Genomic DNA, 21,160 nt, shown 5'->3' on the forward strand with positions numbered 1-21,160 from the left:
TTGGGGTTATACTACTATTAATCCGGCATTTCCGTTCGATGGGTCTCTCGAATAAAGAAGATTGAAATAAGGGAAATAATGCCTGTTATCACCAGATAGATCGCTAGAGGTGTCCAAGCTCCTTGATATTGTTTTACCAGTGCAGCCGCAATCATTGGAGCAGTTCCACCAAAAAGCGCAGAACCTAACTGATATCCAACGGTGATTCCTGTATAGCGAATATTGGTGTTAAATGCTTCTGAGAAAAGCGTACCCAACAGTGCCGTAACCGCCGACCAGGCAATTCCTAAAGAAATAATAGTCGCAATTGCAAACATCAAATTCGATTTTAACGAGATCAAATAAAAGTAAGGGAAAGCAGTTATAATAATACCAATTGTCCCAGCAATAAAAACAGCCTTTCGTCCATAGCGATCAGAAAGATGCCCCATTAGCGGAATCATCAGTGCACAGATAATCGCCCCTAATGAAGTAAGGTTTAAAATGGCACTCTTTGAATATTCTAAGTGCTTGGTCGCATATTCAATAATATAAGTAGTAAAGAGGTAAAACGGACCAACCTCTACCACTTTGATTCCTAAGAAAATAAGAATCGTTTTCCAGTTTTGACGCAATGTATCAAGCAACGGGGAATCTGCTGTGTTTCCTGTCTCTTTCACTTTTTTAAATGCAGGTGTCTCATCAACACCTTTACGAATCCAAAGCCCTACGATGACGAGAATCGCACTCAGTAGGAAAGGAATTCTCCAGCCCCAAGACATAAAAGCATCATCAGGTAGCACCGAAACAACAGACATAGCGATGGTTCCTAGAAAGAGACCAATTGGTACACCCATTTGCGGTATGCTTCCATATAAACCTCGCTTTCCTTTTGGTGAATATTCTACTGCAAGTAGGATCGCTCCTCCCCATTCTCCTCCTAAACCAATTCCCTGAATTACGCGTAAAAGCGTTAATAAAATAGGCGCTGCGATCCCGATAGCAGCATAGCCAGGTAATACACCGATTAATACGGTGGCCACACCCATTAGAATAATTGTAAAAACCAATGTTTTCTTTCGTCCGATTCGGTCACCAATATGACTAAAGATCACCCCACCTAAAGGACGAAAGAAAAAAGGAATGCCAAATGTTGCGTAAGATAGGAGCAATGAGACAAACGGGTCCATATCAGATGGGAAGAATAAATGATTAAAGACAAGTGATGCTGCTACACCATATAAAAAGAAATCATACCATTCAATGACAGTTCCGACTAAACTAGCAATTAATGCCCTTCTAGGTGTTTGCGGCTTGATTGTAGCGATATTCTGTGTCTGTAAGTTGGACAAAGAACTCCCCTCCTATTCTGATTAAAACGCTTTCATTTATGATCAAGAGATCCAAAAGATTGCAATTATAAGAAGAAAATTCTATTTACACTCCTGAAAAAAAATCATCAGAAATCATGGCATTCCATGTAATGAAATTTCATCAGCGAAAGGCTTCTCTTCATTTTGAAGTAAAGCCATTTCGCTCCTAAATTGGCTATTTGCTGTAATAGCGAACTTCAAAAATCTTACACCCGTTTGGTGATTTCCAAGGCCCATGTTTCATACCTGGTGGTCGACAGGCAACCATTCCTGCTGTAAACTCTTCATCTAATTCCAAATCAATAATCGATCCTTCAATAATATAAAGTTCTTCCCAAAAATCATGAATTTGCACACCATTAGGTGAAGTATCTGTTCCAGGCTCAAATTGTAAAATGCGTGTTGCTACATCACTTTCCGCATCTTTGGCAATGATTCGTTCGCTTAAACCTTTTACATTTGTAAAAGGAGTACTGGGGAATTTTTTAAAATCGATAAACTCTAACTCAGGTTTTGCCAATTTTAATCCTCCTCTGCATCTTTTAACAGACGCACTTGATATTGTAATTTGATCGTTTCGTCTCTTCGTGGATCATATAGTTCCGCCCGAAATGCCTCTCCATAGCGGAAATCGCCATCTATCAACGCCAAAGTTCCACACAATAACACCATTTCCTCACTTGCATAACCACGCTCATTCACAATTGTCCACAATTGTTCAGGTGGTAAAAATTCAGCCAAGGTTCCTGATTGATAAAGTTGCTCCTGCTGATCAACCGTAACCCAACTTGTCAATTGCAACTCATCCCAATACGCCCGAATCCTGGCGAGTGGCCATAAATCTTTGGCAATTGGTTTGGCACAAACTTGTTTTGATTTCTGGATAGACTCAGCCTCCAATATACGATCTGTATGATCGCTTGCTAAACCAAGATACCAATCCCCATTGATCCTAAGTAAAGCAACTTCTGCTTCACCACTGCCATCATTTCGCACAACAGAAATTTCTTGTTGCTGGGTTAATAATTCTGGTGTGATGTCATACAACATCGGAACTGTTCTTGGCGCTGGGACACCCAATTCCTTTAACTCTTCAATATGTTTTTTTACTGCTCGTTGATTTCTTCCAGTGTAACCAGCAATAACGAATCGACGTGGCTTCCACTCAAGAACTTGTTGCTCAACTCTCCATTCCATACTTGATAAAAACTCCTTCCCATTCTCCGATCTCTGTTAGAATCATCTCTATAACATGCGACATGTGAGTTGGGGAAAGCTCTCTCTAATCTCCTTCACCTGAGCTAAATCAAATTCTGTCTGAATCAACATCTCTGTTTCATCTCCTGATGCGATCGGGACACCACGCGGATTGACCACAACACTATGACCAGCTAATTGAAAACCTCGTGTCAACCCTACACAATTACTCGAGACTAAGAAAGTTTGATTTTCCAATGGTCGCACGCGATTTAACAGATTCCAATGCTCTAAGCGAGCGAGCGGCCAAGCTGAGGTGACGAGAAACAGTGTTGCTCCTTGGTCAATCTGTTTCCGATATAACTCTGGAAAACGAAGGTCAAAACAGGTAGAGAGCGCTACCGTGCCTAACTCAGTTTGAAAAACACCTAGATCCTTTCCCGGGGATAAAATCTTCCCCTCTTCTGATTGATAGCGAAAAAGATGAATTTTACGGTATGTCCCAACCAAGTGACCATTCGGGTCAAAAAGCAATGAAGTATTATAAAAATGCTCGCCTTCCTGTTCCACCATACTTCCCGCCAAAAAATAAGCATTTAGCTGCTTTGCTTTTGCAGCAAACCTTTCTCGAAAAGCACCATTTAACGGTTCTGCTTCTGCTTGATATCGATCAAATGAAAAGAATCCCGTAGCCCAAATCTCAGGTAAAATGATCAAATCATGATCAGTTAATGAATCCAACATTTTCTCAACCCTGCTGATCCTTTCCTCTTTACTCTCATCATCTCGAATCTCAACCTGAACAGATGCTACTTTCAACGCAATCCCTCCTACATTACTTACTCAGGCAATCTATAACTTCCTAAAAATTGATCAACTAATTTCGTGGTTTCTTGGAAGTTATAATTTCGGAAACTATACCCCTTTGCTACATGAGGCGCTCCATTATAAAAGAGCTCATATTGTTGATGGCGACCTGCAAACTCTGATCCGATGATATCCCATGCTAGCTTAAATAATTGAATCTTCTCTGTCGATTCACCTTGACTTGATCGAATGTAACGCTTTATATCTTCACGAGTTTCTGGATTTACCATCTCTAGATACGATGAAGGAACCTGTAGTACACCGCCCCCAGATAAATCGCGTAAAATGGAAATAAGGCGAGAATACATGCTCTCCTGCATTCCTACTACACCATATAAAAAACGCGGATTGGGCACAGCATATCCATTTCGATCCAAACAATGATACTCTGATGCTAATAAGCTCCCTTCCACCGTAGCAGCAAGTGAAGCCATATCGGCTAATTTCTCTTGTACTTGTGGAAAGCGATCCGTACCATTCATTTCGGTAATTTTCTTGGCAACACCAATTAGAAATTTTAGCTTGGTTACAAAGCGAACCTGTGCTTGACTATTGCCCCAGATATGTGCAGGTGACTCATGAAATTGGGCTCGAACTAGTTCAATATTGCGATAAACAAAAATTTGTTCCCAAGGAATCAATACATCATCAAAGACAACTAAGCAATCGCTTTCATCAAACTGTGTCGATAATGGATAGTCAAATGTACTTGGTTTGCCCATCGCAAAGCTAGGTCTAGAATAGAGTTTTAGACCAGGGGTATTGATTGGGACAACAAATGAGATGGCATAATCTTCATCACCCTCCCGTAAGGGAACAATGCAACTGACAAATAGATAATCAGAGACAGCGGCACTTGTACCTAGCATCTGTGAACCTCTTACTATGATGCCTTCTGGTCGCTCTTCGTAGACACCAACAGGTAAATGATCTTCTTTTTGTTCGTGGGCTGACTTACTACGGTCTATCTGGGGTGGAATAATGACATAGGATAGAAATAAATCTTCATCACGTGCTTTTTTATAAAAATCTTGTACGTTCTTTGCAAATCGCTCACCACCGCGAGCAAAAATCTCCTCATGGCTTGCAAAAGCTGCTAAAAATGCCGCTACATGATCAGGGCTTCGCCCTACAAATCCGCAAGTTTGCTTGGCCCATTTTTCAATCGCTTCCCGTCGTTCTCTTAGCTCATCTCGATTTCGAGGCATCATATATACTTTATTTGCTACTGTTCCATCCTCTGTCAGGTATTGCATACCATTCTCTTCTTCGGCAGCAAAATCGTACATTGAGGCAAATGTTTGCGTAATCCCAATAAAAGCAGGGTGTGTTGTTACATTGTCAACTCGCTGCCCATTGAGATAAATGGTTCGTTGATCTTGAATGGCTTGTAAATATTCCTGCCCTGTTCTCATTTGTTTGTTCCTCCTCATTACCACCAAATGACTTTATAAATTGATCAAGCGCTCTTCCAATGCTAAATAAGTATAATTTTATATTCATAACCTAGAAAACGACCGACACATGATGGTGTCGGATGCAAATCGTTATAATCGATGAATGGCTTGACCCACTTCACGATCTAGCTTCTCAATCAATTTCTCATCATAGGTCTTGATAAATGCTGGATCTGTGGTGATTTTGCCACCGAAGAAGATGATATCGCGTACTTCTTCCACTTTCACTTCAATTAATGCTAGATTAATGGACACATCTTCTGCTTTGGCTGCGCGCAATTTTGCCTTTCCAGCAACACGGAAAACGCTTTCACAGCCGATGAAATGAAGCACAATGTTTGGGTTTTCTTCTAAAATACGAATAAATTGGGACTTATGATCAATTGCATATCGAATGGTCTGCTGATCAATCGCATAGACCCAAGATAATGCAGTTGAATAAATGGTTTGACTCTCTGGCTCAACAGCTTGGAGCAATACCACCGTCTTCCCTTGTAATATATCTACCATTTCTGGCGTTAACTCAGTTAGTGGTTTCCCCATTCACATACCACTCCCTTATTCAATATGTAGTGCTTCTTTTGTCTTTAAGAGATGATTGGACATCATGGCAACTGCTTTTGTCTGATCTTGCGCAGCCAGTGCTTGGATGATCAAGCGATGCTCTGTGATCACTTCACCCATCCGCTGTTCACGCTTGACAGCTTGCAGCCCGATCAACTGAGATAAGTCATGCAAGTTGACGAGCACTTGCTCCACAAGTTGATAACTCCCTAGGCGTGTCAAAGTGATGTGGAAAATTTGATCCAAGCTAATAAAACGGCCTCCATCTTTTTTCTCCATCGCATCTTCCTGCTCATGGCAAATCTGCTCTAAGGTAGTTAGCTGCTCATGTGATAACTGTTTAGCAAGACGACTGATCACTTCACACTCGATAGAATGACGAAGCAAAAATACTTCTTCCACCTCATGTTGACTGACTCGTTTCACCATCAACCCTTTACGTGGAACAGCAATGATCAGTCCCTCTTTCTGCAATTCCTGCAACGCTTCTCTAACAGGAGTCCTAGATATTTGAAGCGTTTTAGCCATACCTACCTCTGTAAATAAGGATTCATAGGATAACTTCCCACTTAATATCGCTTCTTTTACTCGTTTGTAGGCGCGCTCTTTCGTTGTCTCCTCTTTTTCAATCGGTTGAAGATTGAGATCAGACATGATTCCATTCACCTTTGTTTGTTTTTATGTATACACAATACCATATTCATTATACTGTCGTCAAAACTTATTTTCCAACTTTGATTCGTCGACTGATTTTCCAATGTTATAATATTCTTGGACATTCCAATGCTGAAGGAGGCTATGATCCTAATCATGGACCCCAATGAGAGAATAGATGAATTATGGGAACAAGCCGAATTAACGACGAAACGCTCTGAAAAAGTACGTTTACTAAATGAACTGATTCAGATTACTGACCAACATCAACTCACCGTTTTAGGCATCGGAGCAAGGATTGATTTGCTTGCAGCAGCACGTGACCGTCGGTCATTAGTTGCTTTAGCTTGGATATTCTCTGCCCTTGACCGCGACCTAAACTTATACGATGAGATCAGCGAAGAGGGACTTGAACTGCTCTATTATTGGTACTACATTATCATCGTCGATGTTGCAGTAAACTATCCTGAAATCAGCAAAGAGAAAATTTGGGCCTTGTTGGATGACTATCTACAACGGATCAAAGCAGATGGTTATCAACATGAAGTCCTAGAACATAAAATACGCATGTTTTTATTAACGGACTTAGGCGAGTTGAAAAAAGCAAAAGAAGCATACTATGCTTGGGAAAAAGCGCTTAGTGAGCAAAAAAAAGAGGAGCGCATTGACGAAACTTATGAATGGGACTTATATACACGAGCAAGAAGTCAATTTGAAATATTAGATGATATCGATCAAGCACTAGAAGTAGGAACATTAATTCTTGATGGACATGTAACGGACGGAGTCGTAGAAAACTCTTTACCTTCCCTTCTTATCATGCCTTTATGGGAAAAAGGTTATTTAAATAAAGCAGAAGAGTTCTATCAAAGAACTCGTAACTACTTAATTCATGAATCAATCTATCATGATTTATCGTGGCAATTGGGATATCTTGCATTGACAGACCAATTGGAGGACGCCCATCATCTATTTACGGAACATGTGGTAAAAGGTTTTGATCCTTGGGAAGGACCACAGGATAATCCAGCAGCAAGATTTGATTTTTACCTACATGTACGTTTATTTTTCCATCGTTTACAAGCTGAAGGAAAAAAATCGATTCTGTTTCAACCTCCCCAAGCATTTCCACTGCAACCAAAAATAAAAAATGAATTTGATGTCGATGAAATCGTACATTGGCTTAATCAAACACTAGTTGACTTGGCTACCCGTTTTGATCAACGGAACGAAAATCGCCTTTATCACGAAGATCTAGAAAAGTACGCCAATTGGATATGGCAAACGTAGCAAGATATTTTATAGAGACAAGCGATTGAGAAGTAATCGGCAAATGCTCCATTCGGGCACAGCTTAGCAACACGGCAGCTGAAGCGGCATTTTCCCTTTGGTCAAACGATTCAAGGCTCCGCAAGCGGATGCTAGAGGAGGCCAGTTTTGTCCTGCCGATAAAGCTGTCAGAACGCGACAGCCACATTTCCTCGTAAGCCGAATCAGAGCGTCACCATAAGCCACGATCACGAGTAGATCACATGACTTTGTCTATAAGTTAAGCCCAACGGGCTAAAGGTTGGGCTTATGTACTTCAAAGTCGATCTACTATATCTTTCGCTTCTTTTAAACTGAGATGCGGTCGAGCGATACGAACTTCCTTGATTGCTTGAATCTTCTTACCTTGTCGAACCAATTCATAAATTTTCTGCTTTGATTCGACCGGAATTTTAAGCGCTGATAAAGCATCAGGAAAATCTTCCTCTATGATTCCTGCTTTTTCACCCATGATCGGATAAGTCTGATCCATTTGTGCCAATTGTCTTTCAACATTTTTCAATCTCTTTTCCAACCTGTTCATCGTTAATAAGATTCCAACAATCATAACGATGAAAAAAATAGCGAACAACATGAAGTACGGATTGGTATCCATCTACATCCCCCTTTCTTATTCTACTATATTGACAATATTTCATTTGCTTGATCTAATCTAATTATAGAATATCGCACATCTTCCATACTCACACCCCATTCGGGGACGAAACTGGAAATCGAGGTGACTCGTAGCGACACATAAGTGATCCCCACAGGGGACATGACAACATTATAAGGAATTTATCAGTTACCGAACCTGGAGGACAGATGTACGCAGCTCTTGAGCAGGTCAACTCTCTGTTCAATTCGATCCACCAGTTGCTCACGGACCAGCCGAACAACCCCCAGCTGCGCCAGATGGTCGTGGGGCTCATCAACTGGCTCGATGCGCTGAAGAACGAAATGCCGGACGAGCTGTCGGCAACGTCGCACATCGCGCACATCGCGGACGAACTCCGTGTGCTGAACAGGACGCAGCAGTCCAACCAGCCGGCTACCGAGGAAAACTCCCGCGGCACGGTCGTGTTCCCGATGCAGCCCTCCGCCGGCGTCTTCAAGGGAAATGACCCGATGGGGCGAGACTACACGGCTCTCCTGGAGGAAGCGGACAAGAACGACAACAGCCGACCCACTTCGGAGGTGGAGCTGCACCTGGGTCGTCTCCACGACGACCGCGAGATCACCGTAACGGGTCACACCGTCCAACGCTCGTCCGTGCAGGGCATCTCGCCGGACCCGGAGGCGGAAGCCTTCATCAAGGGGGTCTACGCCCGCAGGGAGGACCCCTCCTCCGAGCACACCTTCTACGGCGTGCCCGAAGAGAAGCCGCTCTGGGTGGAGGAGACGAACCCGTACGGCAACGTCAGGAATTTGCCGCTTCCCACCCAGGAGCAGGTCGACCGCTGGAAGCAGGACGTCCCTTCGGTTCAGCACCCCACCGGAGCCTACCCGCTTCCCGTTCAGCCGTCAGAGCGATACTCCGCGGGTGACGAAGGGCATCACGGTTGCCCTCCCCACGCTCCCAACCCGGGGGAGTACTTCCGTGGCACCTTCCCGCGCCGTATTCACGTCCAAACCTCGGCGGAGGACACACTTCCCGACCAGCCGAAGTCTGAGGACACGGTTCCCGACGGCCCGAAGGACCGGAACGGTCACCCTGTACCGGAAAAAGGCGATGTTTGTGTCTCTCCGCGGCGCGACGACTACCCTGGCAGTGACTGAAGCTTCTCGCGCTGATGACTGACGCCGCAGTCATCTGACCTCGGAACGGAACTGATCATCCCAAGCCACACCCCCATGTCGACCAACATGGGGGTGTGGTGTTATATCATTCAATTTTTCATGTATCTATTGATTAATATCAGATAGTACCTTCACATATACCTTGTAAAAACTATGCATGATGATCTTCTTTCTTCTCCTCTAAATATGCCCTTGTATAAAAAACTTTCTCTCTCCCTACAAAACTGGCTACTTCTCCAGTTGGATTCTCCATTATTTTTTTGGCAATATCTTTCCCAATCGAAGAAGATAACACATACTGTACAGCCTTTTTCGATTCATAATAAGTTTCGACTAATAACTGAATATTTTCCATTCCATTTGGCTGTTGTTCTGTAACATCAAATAAGCTAGTAATCTCCATTCGTATCACGCCTGGCAACCGTAAAAAGCGTGGCATCACTTCGTTTACATAATATTCCTCAAACGCCTTAACATCCTTTATATTTCGATATACACCAACTGTTTTATACATAGGCGCATTCCTTTCAAACTGGTAACTCAAGAATATACGCTATTTTTTATTAGTACTATTTCGTTTTCATAATATCTTAGAATCCATGTCATTTCTAGCAAAAAAAATGATTTTTTCCTATTTATCCAAAATAATTAACTTATTCAACGATTATAAGCGACCCATTTGCACCAGTGTAAAAACATGATTTAACTCTACTTGCGTCAAAATCTCCAACTCCTTCACTCGAGGTTCACAATAGGAGGAATTAGCTTGTAAATAAGCATCCATATATGCTGGATGTGTCATCACCTCTACAGAAGAATCATTTTCAACATGGTCAATCAATCGATCAAAAAATTGATGATCGATGTGATCACCATAAAAGTCACATGTGATCCAATCTGTTAATGGAATCATCCCTGCAATAGAATGCTCAAATAGATTACGAACTGGTAATTGATATTTTTGGGAGACACGAGCCACAATCGGTTGTAAAATCTCCCATCCATGTACATGATGATGACTATCCATATGCGTTGGTTCCAAACCAAACGAAGCAAACTTTTCAATCTGCGCCACCCATTCTCTTTCCACTTCATCTAAGTCGATTTGCTTATCATCCTGATCCCTACTGCTTAACCGAAAAAATCCATCTTCATTCATCAATGACGGCACATGAAGAATCGGTCGTCCACAAGTTAATGTGAGATGAATGCCTACGCCTAATGATGGCGTTGCTTTCGCTAATTCGACAGCATGGGATGCACCAGGCATATTAACTAACATCGTAGTAGAAGTTACAATCCCATATTTGTGCGCATCAACAATCCCATGATTGACACCTCGGGATAAACCAAAATCATCCGCATTCACGATCAAATCGATCAAGATTATCACCCTTTATGATTATAGTTCCTTTCTACCACAAATCGCGCTCGATCCCCACGAAACACAGTCTCAGAATATTCAATCGGTTGGTCATCAGCCAAATAAGCGATAGTTTCCAGATAGAAACAAGGATCGTTTTGAAGAATGCTTAACTGACTGGCAATCAAATGATTCGCATGGATCAATTCGATTTGTTCAACTGTACGATGGATTTTCAAAGAAAATTGATGATCTAACAAACGATAGAGTGACTGCTCACATCCCTCTCTTTGCAATCCAGGTGTAGATGACCAAGGTAAGTAGGCGACTTCATATTGAAGTGGCTCTTCATTTGCATAGCGCAACCGTTCTAAACGATTGACTGGCTCACCTACCTTCACATTTAAAATACCCGCTATTTTCTCATTCGCCGGGACAACTTCTAACTGAACAACCCGGATATTTGGTTGCTTACCTTGCAAGAGCAACTGATCCTGAAAACTTTCTACTGTAGAGGTGAGGATTTGATCCACTTTATGATTGGCAACAAAAGTACCTTTTCCTTGTTGTTTATATACATAACCTTCCAAAGCAAGCTCCTGTAAGGCAGTTCGAATCGTGGTTCGACTCACAGCAAACCGCTCACAAAACTCCGCTTCAGTTGGCAGCTTTGAATGAGGTGGCTTATGACGAATCAGCTCAATCATTCGATCTTTTACCTCACTATATAACGCTTTACCTGCCTGTTTCTCGATCACAAGTATAAACTCCCTTCAGCGCAAATAAAATAATTCTATTGTCATAACAATTGCTAACCATTACTACTATTTATCTTAGCGGAAAAAATGGATAAAATCACCTTTGTAAACGCTAACAAAAATAGATAGACATCTGCTCATATTTTTATTATGATAATACCATCAAATATTGTAATAACAAATATTAAACTTGTTATAACAAATTAATCACCCTACTATGCAATAGACAAACAAGATTTAGTTGAACAACATGGTCTGGAGGGAACATTTATGAGTTTGAAAGTGGTCATTATTGGAGGCGGCTCCAGCTACACACCCGAAATTATTGAAGGCTTTATCAATCGTTACCAATCTTTCCCTTGTACTGAGATTGTCCTTGTCGATATTCCTGCAGGATTGGAAAAACTAAAAATTATCACTGCACTTGCAAAACGGATGATAAAACGAGTAAAACTTCCGATTCAGCTCAGCATGACTCTTGACCGTCGATCCGCATTAAAGGGTGCTGATTTTGTCACAACACAAATACGAGTGGGTGGATTAGCAGCGAGAGAAAAAGATGAACGTATCCCATTAAGTCATGGTGTCATCGGTCAAGAAACAAATGGCGCAGGTGGTATTTTCAAGGCATTCCGAACGATTCCCATTCTACTTGATATTGCCAAGGATATGCACGAACTCTGTCCCAATGCATGGTTAATCAACTTTACTAACCCAGCCGGAATCGTAACAGAAGCGCTGATTCAACATAGCCCTCATAAAAGAGTGATCGGTGTATGCAACATTCCTTTCAATATGCGAAATAGCATCGCAGAAATGCTGGGATGTACAGCAGCCGAAATTGAAATCGAGTTTGTGGGAATGAATCATTTCGTTTTTGGAAAGCGAGTCTGGCAAAATGGGATTGATCGGACACAGGAGGTGATCAAGAGGCTAATCCAAAACGGTGATCAATACTCTCCAGCCAATATTGTTTCCATAGGTTGGGAGCAAACATTTATTGAATCACTTCAGCTTATTCCAAATCCCTATCATCAATATTATTTCCAAACGGACGAGGTATTGGCAAAAAGCTTGCAGGCTTTCAAAGAGAACGGAACTCGTGCAGAAATTGTGCAAAAGATTGAAGCAGAGCTTTTCCAAAAATACCAAGATCAAGAGTTAGATCATAAACCAGTTGAACTTGAAAAACGCGGAGGTGCCTATTATAGTGATGCAGCATGTAATCTTATGAACAGTATCTATAATGATACTGGCGATATCCAGACTGTGAACATCATAAACCAAGGTGCAATTCCTGATCTACCTGCAACAGCAGTCATTGAAGCAAATGCCCGAATCAGCCGGAAAGGACCACAGCCACTTGCAATTGGACCACTCCCTCGCTCCATACGCGGGATGATCCAACAGATGAAAGCATTTGAAGAACTCGTTGTTGAAGCAGCAATTAGCGGAAATTACCAGGTTGCTTACCAAGCAATGATCATGAATCCATTAATTCCTAGTGATCAGAAAGCAAAGACCATCCTGGATGAAATGTTAGAAGCACATCGAAAAGATTTACCTCAGTTTCATCTTCATTCATTCAAATTCTAACGGGTCAAAATTCTACTAGGAGGGTAACTACTATATGAGTAAAGCGATGCAATTATTGGAAGAAAAGTTTATGCCAGTCGCTGGAAGAATAGGCTCACAACGTCATCTTATTGCAATTCGTGATGGATTTGTCGCGATTATGCCGCTCATTATCGTGGGTTCCTTGGTTATCCTAATCAACAACTTTCCAGTTCCTGCTTTTCAACAACTGATGGCCTATCTCTTTGGCGATACATGGAAAACTGTAGGAGGAAATGTTTGGAATGGCTCTTTCGCCATTATGTCACTATTGGTCGCTGGATCAATCAGCTATAAGTTGGCTCGTTCTTACGATGTAGATGGTTTATCTGCTGTATTGGTCACCATAATCCCGTTGTAACGGATCCAAAAACACAAGAACAGGGTATTTCTCTTACTTGGTCAGGGGCACAAGGACTCTTTGTCGCTTTGATTACATCGCTTGTCATAACTGAATTCTTTCGTTTACTCTTTCACTCTAAATTTACTATCCGCATGCCAAAGACTGTTCCTGATGGCATCGTTAAATCATTTAAAGCCTTAGTTCCTGCTCTTATCATCCTGCTTGGAGTTGGACTGTTCCAAACTTTATTAACAGTACTTGCTGAGACTAGCCTACATCAATTGATCTTCGATACGATTCAAAAACCAATTCAATCACTCTCTAACTCTTTACCAGCAGCATTAATTATTGCTTTTCTCAACCACTTTCTTTGGTTTTTTGGATTACATGGTACAAATATTTTAGGACCGATTCTCGACTCCACCTATCTACCCTTGATCGAAAAAAATCAACAATTATTTGCACATGGAACGAGTGCCTTCGATGTACCCTATATTGTAACGAAGCCATTCTTTGATTCTTATGTCTTTTTAGGCGGCTCTGGGGCTACCATTGCTTTATTAATTGCGATTTTCATTTCCGTAAAGATCAAGCAATACCGTACCATTGCAAATCTCTCCGCCCCAGCAGGAATTTTTAATATTAATGAACCAGTTTTATTTGGACTACCTATTGTCCTAAACCCGATGCTATTGATTCCATTTATTTTAACACCCATAGTACTTACTTTGAGTTCATACTTTGCAATTAGCCTTGGGTTTGTTCCTAAGACCGTTGCTATCTTGCCTTGGACGACACCGCCGCTTATCAGTGGATATCTGGTAACAGGCGGTCACATCAGTGGTGTGATCCTACAGTTGATCAATTTGACAATTGCCGTTTTATTGTATCTACCCTTTATCAAATCAGCAGAAAAAGCGCTATTAAAAGCTAATCCAATAACGGAAGGGGAATGATGATGTCTCAACCTTCTACATTAGCTGAGATCTCTTTTCAATTGATTCTTCATGCTGGCGATGCTCGATCATCAGCAATGGAGGCAATTCAAGCCGCAAAAGCAGGCGACTATCCAGCAGCAAAAGAAAAGTTAGCAGCAGCAGAAGAATCTTTTCGAAAAGCTCACCATGTGCAAACAGGTTTACTTCAGCAAGAAGCTGCTGGAAATGAACAAGCGCCGTCTATTCTACTCATTCATGCACAGGATCATCTCATGACTTCAATGACGGTAAAAGATTTAGCACAAGAATTTGTTGAACTCTATCAGCAAATATCTACAAAATAAAGGAGGGAATCTGTTACGAGCATCTCAAATCTTTCGCTTTCCTCTTCGTAACAGAGCGACCAATGAATATACTATTAGTTTGTTCTGCTGGTATGTCAACCAGTATTCTAGTCAATAAAATGCAGCAAGCAGCATCCAAGCAAAATATTGAAGTCCAGATCGAAGCACTTTCAGAAGCCGATTTAAAGTCAAAACTCGATCAAGCGGATGTTATTCTGATTGGGCCACAAGTGCGATATCTGAAAACACAGATTCAAAAAAAGGCAAAACCACACCAAATACCAGTCGATGTGATTGATTCGATTGCTTATGGGACAATGGATGGTGATAAAGTGCTAGCTCAAGCGAAAGGCTTAATTGAAAAGAAAAAACCAGGAGTATTATGACTCCTGATTTCAGACTGAAGAAAAACCAATATTTTGGTTAAAAATCATGGAAAATAAAGCATGTTTTTGCAATGTAGCCCGACTTTCAGGCGCTACCAAGCCACGACTGTGTAGCGAAGAATAGGTGGTAGTACTGTCTGAGGCGATAGCCGAGTTGATACCACCCTGAGCGAGCAGTCGTGGCGCCTAGAATACTTCTATGCAGCCTGAACTGGAGGCGAAATGCAAAGCTTGACTCACAGAAATGAAGGCTACTTATACTTTGTCTACAAGCTGAAACCAGGAGTATTATGACTCCTGGTTTTTTCTTTTTTGCAAAGTTTTTTGTAAGATGTTCGTTAAATCAACCTCTTTCTCGGCACCTTGATAAGAAAAGTTTACAAATTGATAGGCAGGTTCTAATCCTTCCTCCTCTTCTTCATACAAATCTAAAAGAAAATCGCATATCTTTTCATGATAATCATCACTTAATTGATTTGGATGGTCGATTTCAAAGTCAAATTCATGTTGATCCACAAGCATTAACCCATTATCTGCTTTCATTTTCATCATATAAACAACTTCAATCATCCCTAATCTCCAATCTATAAGTAATAATAACAGCCGCCCTGCCAAATCGATTGTTTCATCATACAGTAGAAAAAAGCCGGCATTAGAATATGTATTTTCAGATATAAAAATATACATTTTAAGCGGAAGGAGGTGCTAACTAGTGACAGATATAACACGAAAACTAGATAATACTTTTCTACTCAGTCATCATCCAAGACTCCGAAACCACCTGCCAGAGACAACAGCCCTCTCCATTAATAGCTTACGTTATATGTTACAAAGACATCAATATCTATATGTAAAACCTGATAATTCTTGTCAAGGCAAAGGTATTCTACGAATCGATGCTCATGAAGATGGGAGATATCAGCTTACATCACGTGATCATAATCGTTCTTACAAAGCATCATCCTTACAAAATCTATGGAAGCGAATTCAGCGCATAAAAAGAAAAAATCGTCCTTACATCATTCAACAAGGAATTGAAAGTAGAACAAAAACAGGTCGCCTTTTTGACATTCGTGTTCACCTGACTCGCATTCACAATCAATGGGAAATTGGAGGATTCATCGGTCGAGTCGCAACAGAAAAAGGGATTGCAACAAATGCATATAGTGGCGGTATACCTGTTTCCATACCACGACTATTTCATCACCATTTAAACTATCCTCATTGGAAACAAAAACAATTAATAGATCAACTATCCTATCTTTCACACATTGCAACACATATCATTAGCTCTCATTATCCAAAATGGAATGAATTCGGACTGGATATTGGAATCGATGAAAGAGGACATCCCTGGATCTACGAAATCAACATTTATCCAGGACTCTATGTATTTCGAAATGAAAAAGAGCTACTCCACAAATTGCGTTATATGCGAAAAATTGCGGCTTAATCAGCTTGGCTCCTCATTTATATGTCACTCAAACCCCCTCCAACATGCCAAATCCCTGACTAGACAAACTTCCTGCACCGGATTCATAAAGCACCTGCTGAACGCGCGGAGGAGCCTCTACATATAACGGTATTTCGTATCCTTTAATCTTCTTCTCCTTATATTCAAGTAGGGTGGCAGCCTTACGTAATTGAAATTTCTCAGGATCTAACAAACGCAAGCGAATAAACGTATCCTCAGAAATTCGTTCATGCCATTTTAAAAAGTACCAATTGGCCACAGATTTACGCAATTGATCATAAAAATCACTTTCTAAAGGATGACAAAAATGGAGTTTTCCTTCAATTTGCAATGGGACTACAATCGGACTAATACTCCGATATCGCATCTTTTCAGAAAAGGTAATCGCTTTCATAACTTGTATACTTTGTAGTGGTAAATGTAGATCTAATAGCTGAAACTCGCCTAATTTCCACATTCCTTCCATTAAGCGGCGGATAATTTGTGGATTAATTGAATCAACCTGGAACGTGACATGCCCTTGCACCTCCATATGTGTGGTGCGGTTTCGCCGTGAGGCAAAACGTAGCCGGGAAAAAACAATAGGCTTAAACGTACGACCATGATACTTTAGTCCTTCTTGATGAAGCCAAGTACCGAGTTTAGGATCAACTAAGGTAATGCATCGATACAAATAGCTACTCACTGCATAGTTAAGCGAATATGGAAGAGATGCTTCCTTTGGTAAAAAACAGGTTACTTTAATTCGCATATATATCACCTCTCCCATCAGTCGAACATCGCCAAATAAGCAAATCTCACAATGATGATAATCTGCGAAGCGTACATATTTAATTTGAATTTATACTATAAGCGATGATTCTTATTATTTATCATAATACAATGAGAAAAATACAAAAAGGCGTTAAAAATTTTCTTTATATTAACTAAAAATTCAATAAAAAAACTACCAACCTATGTGGTCAGTAGTTTTCGTCTATTATCTATTAACTTCTCATCACTTTCATTTTCAATTCTCTATGCATACGGCGTAGTTGTTTAATCTCTTCATGCAAGTCATATTGTGCTAGAAATTCATGACGTTCGCAAGCTAGGTTATATTCGCGCATTGCTAAGGACAACCGTTCTTCCAGTGCTCTTAATTGCTCTATCATCTGAAATGAAGCACCTCTCTTTTTGAAATAAAATCAAAAAACGAAAAACGTTGTACCTATGTATTACCCGCAACAGATATATAAAAAACCAAAAAAATATACATAACAGCACAAAAAAATGAAGATTTATCAACTTGCCGACAAAATATGTATTAGATTTTCAAAGTTCGTCATTGACCTAAGGCAAAATTTTGATAGAATAAAGAGCAATTCAACAATTTCTGTTAGACTTCGTCAGGAAGGAGTCACCTATTATGTCAGTGAATCCTCATTATATTCCGTCCTTTCTCGAAGAATTCAGATCAATGAAACTTGAGATGATGATTCGTGATCTTCATAAATTAAACCCAGATGAATTGATTCGAGTCCAAAAGGAGATTGAACATCTACTAAATGAACATGAAGAATAAAGATTCTCGTTCATTTGAAATGTTATTGATTGAAACCTATCGTCATATTGATCATTCGCAAAATTTATTAGAGCAACTGATTGATCATATTGGGCATTCACCCCAATTGATCAGCCATCTTCCAGATGACATCCAAGAATTAGTAAATATAGCCTTGAAGCTCGATATAGAACAACGAAAAGCACTGCGACTTTTTTTGCAATCTCTTAAAATGAGAAAATCGTAACCCAGCACTCCGACTTGGAATGCTGGGTTTATCCATGATCTTTGCTAGCTTTCATTAATCTGCGTGCAAGTAGACTCGTTCGAAAAATCGGATACATTCGCGCAGCATCTACAGCTGTAAAGAGGCGAGTCCCTGGAACAATGTATCGACTTTCTGTAAAACGGATGTAATCATGTCTTTGAAATAATGCTAAAATCGAATCACATCCATCTTTACCACCAAAATGTTCCTGAAATAAATGGTTCAAAAAATCTACCGAAATTTTCTTTTGTTCCTGTTTTAAATCTTTATCCAACAGGGGATATATTAATAAGCCCCATAAGATTACCAATGAAGCCCGTGTAGTTGGGTCCCAACTATGATGCACTGGTCTTTCTTCTGTAAATCGACGATCCGCTTCAATGAGCCATGAACTAATTTCAGACACTGAAGGTGAATTCACCATTCTCTTCCTTTCACTATGGAAAAATATCTTATATATATGGGTATAGTCAAAAGTAACTCTTTTCATACTCAAATTTCATCTGCTGAAGAAATTATTAAGAAAAAGCTCATATGTAATCCCATTTCTTCATAGAAGAATGTATATAATCAATATAGATATAATGTGGTTAGTTTAATGGTTTTGTTTTTGGATAAAGATAATTCTTAACGTTTATTTTTAAGGAAGTTTTTAAAAATAAACGGTGGTAAAGTTTGTATCTTTTCTGTTATATTTATAGGTAAAGAAATTAGGGGTTCAAACTAAAAGAAAAGGAGGGAAATGGTTTTGCACCACGATACTAAAAAAGGAAAATATACTTCTGAAGAGAATGAACAAATCATTTCTACTATCAATCAAGGGATTGCCGAAGGTAGAAATGAAAGAGAAATCTTAAAAGAACTTGCAACTCAGTTAAATCGAGGGTATGCAGGAATTATGTCACACGTGCGAAAGTTGAGATCAGAATTTCCAGACCGTTTTAATTCTTCGGATGATTCGGAAGAGAAAGGGCCTCGTTTAAATAGTTGGGAAGAGAGCGAAGAGGATTTAGTCATCCAAACAGTAAATGAATTTCTAAGTCAAAAAAAGTCTCTCTCAGCAGCAATCGCTGAGCTAGAAAAAAAACTTTCACGGACTCAAGGCGCAATTTACCAACGAATTTATACACTACGGCGGAAATATCCAGAGAAATTTGACCATCTTCCGGCGCAAAGACCCAGACGCCGTCGAAAGTTTCAGGATTGGCATATGTCCAGACCGCCTATTCAAGAACTTGACGAATTTACTTTTAATGGACAACAACCACAAGCTAGCTTATCTTCCGAAACGGAAAGACAATTTGCAAATGCATCTGATCATTTACTAAAGTTAAACCAAGATATTTATTCAAACCAACAAACCTGGGTTCAAGAACAACCACAGGTCACCTCTACAACAACCGAAGAGGAAATGTTGGTAAAAGCATTTGAAGATCGATATGGTCGATTAATACCTGATATGAAAAGAAAATTAATTCAACTTATGCGTACATACGGTTGTACCCGTGTTTCCATTGCTATATTTACATTAAATGAAGATAAGGGTTTTCCGGCGACCGTTGTTGAATTTCTAGAACAGCGGCTCCAAACACATAAATTTCTATAAAAAAGATTTATTTAATTTTAGAATATGACTAAATTCGTAAGGCAGAGTAAAGAATGGTTTCTCCCCAGTATTTTAGGGGTGGTTACACTGTGTTACGTTAGACGAATGTAAGTAATTGTAATAGCTAGACGAAGGACGCGCTATAGAAGCGTGTCCTTTTTCACGCGCACTGGGATACTTGCATTAATGATTGTGGTTCGCTCATGAGATTGCGGAACAACTTCTACTTGACCCACGACATCATAGCCGAACTCATCACATAACTCGATGAGTCTCCCTTGAAAAAGTTTTAGTTTTTCTTCATCGATATTCGCACGCTGATAGCTCAAAACCAATGAAAGTCGATCATCAGCTCGAGTTGCAGTAGGAATCTCCTTTTGTTTACCAAACATATCTAGAAAAGCCATCTCCTTCTCACCTCTCACCATTTAGGCAATGTGAAACAACCGCTTAATTCGCGTAATTAAGGTGGCGGCTTCCAATTCTAAAAACGGAACTTCTTCTCCTGTTAGACGACGAGCAATATTAGAGAAAGCCTTTCCTGCCATTGATTTATTATCTAAAATGACTGGCTCACCTGTGTTAGAAGAACGAATGATCCTTTTGTCTTCAGGAACAATTCCTAATAGGTTAATCGCCAGATGATTTTGCACACGTTCTACGCTCAACATATCTCCATCCCGTACCATTCCTGGCTGTACTCGGTTCACGACCAAGTCGATCTGTTTTAAATTAGCAGATTCCAATAAACCAATTACCCGGTCTGAATCTCGAACAGAGGGAATCTCAGGATTTACTACAAGAATCGCCCGATCAGCTGCGGCTATGGCATTCCGAAAACCACCTTCGATTCCAGCAGGTGAATCAAGTAACACAAACTCAAATTCTCTTTTTAGATCATCGACCAATTGTTTAATTTGTTCAGGTGCTACCTCTTCTTTATATCTGGTTTGTGCCGCGGGCAAAAGTGCTAATTTGGGGTATTCTTTATGTCGTACTAACGATTGGCGCAGCTTACTTACTCCCTCAATTACATCAACTAAGTCATAGACAATGCGATTCTCTAGACCTAACATCAAGTCTAATTTACGCAGTCCGATATCAGTATCGACAAGGCAAACGCTATATCCTAGTTGAGCTAGTCCTAGTCCAACAGAGGCGACTGTTGTTGACTTACCAACCCCGCCCTTTCCACTCGTCACCGTGATCGCGATCGACTTGTGAGTCATCCTCTGTACCCCTTTCTGACCCCATGGTTATTCATCTCTATATAAAAGTTCAATTTCGCTTTACTACGTTTCGACATTAGGTGCAAACATTTTAC

Annotated in this window: 26 protein-coding genes and 1 pseudogene; 10 read left to right on the forward strand and 17 right to left on the reverse strand. The window is 40.4% G+C overall.

Features of this window, described 5'->3' with window-relative positions; genetic code table 11:
* Positions 1 to 17: 17 nt before the first annotated feature.
* From BUB71_RS06300 to BUB71_RS06330, 7 genes are all read right to left on the reverse strand, one after another.
* On the reverse strand, positions 18 to 1,331 hold the full coding sequence (locus BUB71_RS06300) for an MFS transporter (protein WP_084731182.1): 1,314 nt from the start codon (positions 1,329 to 1,331) through the stop codon (positions 18 to 20).
* A 196-nt stretch (positions 1,332 to 1,527) separates the two neighbouring features.
* On the reverse strand, positions 1,528 to 1,872 hold the full coding sequence (locus BUB71_RS06305; protein ID WP_073153968.1) for a cupin domain-containing protein: 345 nt from the start codon (positions 1,870 to 1,872) through the stop codon (positions 1,528 to 1,530).
* Positions 1,873 to 1,874: 2 nt separating this feature from the next.
* Positions 1,875 to 2,549: a DUF2848 family protein gene (locus BUB71_RS06310; protein WP_073153969.1), complete on the reverse strand. Its 675-nt coding sequence runs from the start codon at positions 2,547 to 2,549 to the stop codon at positions 1,875 to 1,877.
* 48 nt (positions 2,550 to 2,597) lie between these two features.
* Positions 2,598 to 3,368, reverse strand: coding sequence for a carbon-nitrogen family hydrolase (locus BUB71_RS06315; RefSeq protein WP_073153970.1), 771 nt, complete (start codon positions 3,366 to 3,368; stop codon positions 2,598 to 2,600).
* Positions 3,369 to 3,388: 20 nt separating this feature from the next.
* Entirely contained in the window at positions 3,389 to 4,831 is a 1,443-nt protein-coding gene (locus BUB71_RS06320; protein WP_073153971.1) for a 4-hydroxyphenylacetate 3-hydroxylase family protein, read from the reverse strand.
* Positions 4,832 to 4,963: 132 nt separating this feature from the next.
* Positions 4,964 to 5,416 (reverse strand): pyridoxamine 5'-phosphate oxidase family protein, encoded by a 453-nt coding sequence (locus BUB71_RS06325; RefSeq protein WP_073153972.1) that lies wholly within the window; start codon positions 5,414 to 5,416, stop codon positions 4,964 to 4,966.
* Between the two features lie 15 nt (positions 5,417 to 5,431).
* Entirely contained in the window at positions 5,432 to 6,091 is a 660-nt protein-coding gene (locus tag BUB71_RS06330) for a GntR family transcriptional regulator (protein WP_073153973.1), read from the reverse strand.
* A 144-nt stretch (positions 6,092 to 6,235) separates the two neighbouring features.
* Between BUB71_RS06330 and BUB71_RS06335 the strand changes: the two genes are divergently transcribed.
* Positions 6,236 to 7,381, forward strand: coding sequence for a hypothetical protein (locus BUB71_RS06335; protein WP_139278998.1), 1,146 nt, complete (start codon positions 6,236 to 6,238; stop codon positions 7,379 to 7,381).
* Between the two features lie 295 nt (positions 7,382 to 7,676).
* Here the strand turns inward: BUB71_RS06335 and BUB71_RS06340 are convergent, their stop codons facing one another.
* Positions 7,677 to 8,015 carry a hypothetical protein gene (locus tag BUB71_RS06340; RefSeq protein ID WP_073153975.1) on the reverse strand — a complete coding sequence of 113 codons (339 nt, stop codon included), beginning with the start codon at positions 8,013 to 8,015 and terminating at the stop codon, positions 7,677 to 7,679.
* 209 nt (positions 8,016 to 8,224) lie between these two features.
* Here BUB71_RS06340 and BUB71_RS06345 point away from each other — a divergent pair, with 209 nt between their 5' ends.
* Positions 8,225 to 9,178 (forward strand): hypothetical protein, encoded by a 954-nt coding sequence (locus BUB71_RS06345; protein WP_073153976.1) that lies wholly within the window; start codon positions 8,225 to 8,227, stop codon positions 9,176 to 9,178.
* A gap of 172 nt (positions 9,179 to 9,350) precedes the next feature.
* Here the strand turns inward: BUB71_RS06345 and BUB71_RS06350 are convergent, their stop codons facing one another.
* The 3 genes from BUB71_RS06350 to BUB71_RS06360 all read right to left on the reverse strand — a co-directional run bounded on the left by BUB71_RS06350 (position 9,351) and on the right by BUB71_RS06360 (position 11,320).
* Positions 9,351 to 9,713 carry an EthD family reductase gene (locus tag BUB71_RS06350; protein WP_073153977.1) on the reverse strand — a complete coding sequence of 121 codons (363 nt, stop codon included), beginning with the start codon at positions 9,711 to 9,713 and terminating at the stop codon, positions 9,351 to 9,353.
* A 150-nt stretch (positions 9,714 to 9,863) separates the two neighbouring features.
* Positions 9,864 to 10,583 carry a chitin disaccharide deacetylase gene (chbG, locus tag BUB71_RS06355; RefSeq protein WP_073153978.1) on the reverse strand — a complete coding sequence of 240 codons (720 nt, stop codon included), beginning with the start codon at positions 10,581 to 10,583 and terminating at the stop codon, positions 9,864 to 9,866.
* A 5-nt stretch (positions 10,584 to 10,588) separates the two neighbouring features.
* Positions 10,589 to 11,320, reverse strand: coding sequence for a GntR family transcriptional regulator (locus BUB71_RS06360; protein WP_073153979.1), 732 nt, complete (start codon positions 11,318 to 11,320; stop codon positions 10,589 to 10,591).
* Positions 11,321 to 11,590: 270 nt separating this feature from the next.
* On the opposite strand from BUB71_RS06360, the gene BUB71_RS06365 reads away from it, so the two are divergent.
* The 4 genes and pseudogenes from BUB71_RS06365 to BUB71_RS06380 all read left to right on the forward strand — a co-directional run bounded on the left by BUB71_RS06365 (position 11,591) and on the right by BUB71_RS06380 (position 14,945).
* Positions 11,591 to 12,916 carry a 6-phospho-beta-glucosidase gene (locus tag BUB71_RS06365; protein ID WP_073153980.1) on the forward strand — a complete coding sequence of 442 codons (1,326 nt, stop codon included), beginning with the start codon at positions 11,591 to 11,593 and terminating at the stop codon, positions 12,914 to 12,916.
* Between the two features lie 34 nt (positions 12,917 to 12,950).
* Positions 12,951 to 14,233: pseudogene (locus BUB71_RS06370) on the forward strand (PTS sugar transporter subunit IIC).
* Positions 14,233 to 14,559 (forward strand): PTS sugar transporter subunit IIA, encoded by a 327-nt coding sequence (locus BUB71_RS06375; protein ID WP_073153981.1) that lies wholly within the window; start codon positions 14,233 to 14,235, stop codon positions 14,557 to 14,559. The pseudogene BUB71_RS06370 and the gene BUB71_RS06375 overlap by 1 nt, the downstream one beginning before the upstream one ends.
* A gap of 62 nt (positions 14,560 to 14,621) precedes the next feature.
* The gene (locus BUB71_RS06380; protein ID WP_073153982.1) at positions 14,622 to 14,945 is read left to right on the forward strand and encodes a PTS sugar transporter subunit IIB; all 324 of its coding nucleotides are present in this window, start codon (positions 14,622 to 14,624) and stop codon (positions 14,943 to 14,945) included.
* A 288-nt stretch (positions 14,946 to 15,233) separates the two neighbouring features.
* Here BUB71_RS06380 and BUB71_RS06385 read toward each other — a convergent pair whose 3' ends face one another.
* Complete coding sequence (locus BUB71_RS06385; protein ID WP_073153983.1) at positions 15,234 to 15,515, reverse strand: hypothetical protein; 282 nt, start codon at positions 15,513 to 15,515, stop codon at positions 15,234 to 15,236.
* A gap of 142 nt (positions 15,516 to 15,657) precedes the next feature.
* Between BUB71_RS06385 and BUB71_RS06390 the strand changes: the two genes are divergently transcribed.
* Positions 15,658 to 16,398 (forward strand): YheC/YheD family protein, encoded by a 741-nt coding sequence (locus tag BUB71_RS06390; RefSeq protein WP_073153984.1) that lies wholly within the window; start codon positions 15,658 to 15,660, stop codon positions 16,396 to 16,398.
* Positions 16,399 to 16,426: 28 nt separating this feature from the next.
* Here the strand turns inward: BUB71_RS06390 and cas6 are convergent, their stop codons facing one another.
* Together cas6 and BUB71_RS19480 are read right to left on the reverse strand one after the other, a co-directional pair.
* Positions 16,427 to 17,170: a CRISPR-associated endoribonuclease Cas6 gene (gene cas6 / locus BUB71_RS06395; protein WP_073153985.1), complete on the reverse strand. Its 744-nt coding sequence runs from the start codon at positions 17,168 to 17,170 to the stop codon at positions 16,427 to 16,429.
* Between the two features lie 235 nt (positions 17,171 to 17,405).
* Positions 17,406 to 17,573: a hypothetical protein gene (locus tag BUB71_RS19480; protein WP_175552303.1), complete on the reverse strand. Its 168-nt coding sequence runs from the start codon at positions 17,571 to 17,573 to the stop codon at positions 17,406 to 17,408.
* Positions 17,574 to 17,827: 254 nt separating this feature from the next.
* Here BUB71_RS19480 and BUB71_RS19485 point away from each other — a divergent pair, with 254 nt between their 5' ends.
* Together BUB71_RS19485 and BUB71_RS06400 are read left to right on the forward strand one after the other, a co-directional pair.
* Positions 17,828 to 17,983: a hypothetical protein gene (locus tag BUB71_RS19485; RefSeq protein ID WP_175552304.1), complete on the forward strand. Its 156-nt coding sequence runs from the start codon at positions 17,828 to 17,830 to the stop codon at positions 17,981 to 17,983.
* The gene (locus tag BUB71_RS06400; RefSeq protein ID WP_139279000.1) at positions 17,967 to 18,209 is read left to right on the forward strand and encodes a hypothetical protein; all 243 of its coding nucleotides are present in this window, start codon (positions 17,967 to 17,969) and stop codon (positions 18,207 to 18,209) included. Before BUB71_RS19485 ends, BUB71_RS06400 begins: the two co-directional genes overlap by 17 nt.
* A gap of 28 nt (positions 18,210 to 18,237) precedes the next feature.
* On the opposite strand, the gene BUB71_RS06405 is transcribed toward BUB71_RS06400, so the two are convergent.
* A complete protein-coding gene (locus BUB71_RS06405; RefSeq protein ID WP_175552305.1) occupies positions 18,238 to 18,636 on the reverse strand; it encodes a hypothetical protein in 399 nt (132 codons plus the stop codon).
* A 342-nt stretch (positions 18,637 to 18,978) separates the two neighbouring features.
* Here BUB71_RS06405 and BUB71_RS06410 point away from each other — a divergent pair, with 342 nt between their 5' ends.
* Positions 18,979 to 19,836, forward strand: a complete 858-nt coding sequence (locus BUB71_RS06410; RefSeq protein ID WP_073153988.1) for a hypothetical protein — start codon at positions 18,979 to 18,981, stop codon at positions 19,834 to 19,836.
* A gap of 140 nt (positions 19,837 to 19,976) precedes the next feature.
* On the opposite strand, the gene BUB71_RS06415 is transcribed toward BUB71_RS06410, so the two are convergent.
* Both BUB71_RS06415 and minD read right to left on the reverse strand, forming a co-directional pair.
* Positions 19,977 to 20,243 (reverse strand): hypothetical protein, encoded by a 267-nt coding sequence (locus BUB71_RS06415; protein WP_073153989.1) that lies wholly within the window; start codon positions 20,241 to 20,243, stop codon positions 19,977 to 19,979.
* 21 nt (positions 20,244 to 20,264) lie between these two features.
* Positions 20,265 to 21,065: a septum site-determining protein MinD gene (gene minD, locus BUB71_RS06420; RefSeq protein ID WP_073153990.1), complete on the reverse strand. Its 801-nt coding sequence runs from the start codon at positions 21,063 to 21,065 to the stop codon at positions 20,265 to 20,267.
* Positions 21,066 to 21,160 lie beyond the last annotated feature (95 nt).

This window comes from Seinonella peptonophila, from assembly GCF_900129355.1.
Taxonomy (GTDB): domain Bacteria; phylum Bacillota; class Bacilli; order Thermoactinomycetales; family Thermoactinomycetaceae; genus Seinonella; species Seinonella peptonophila.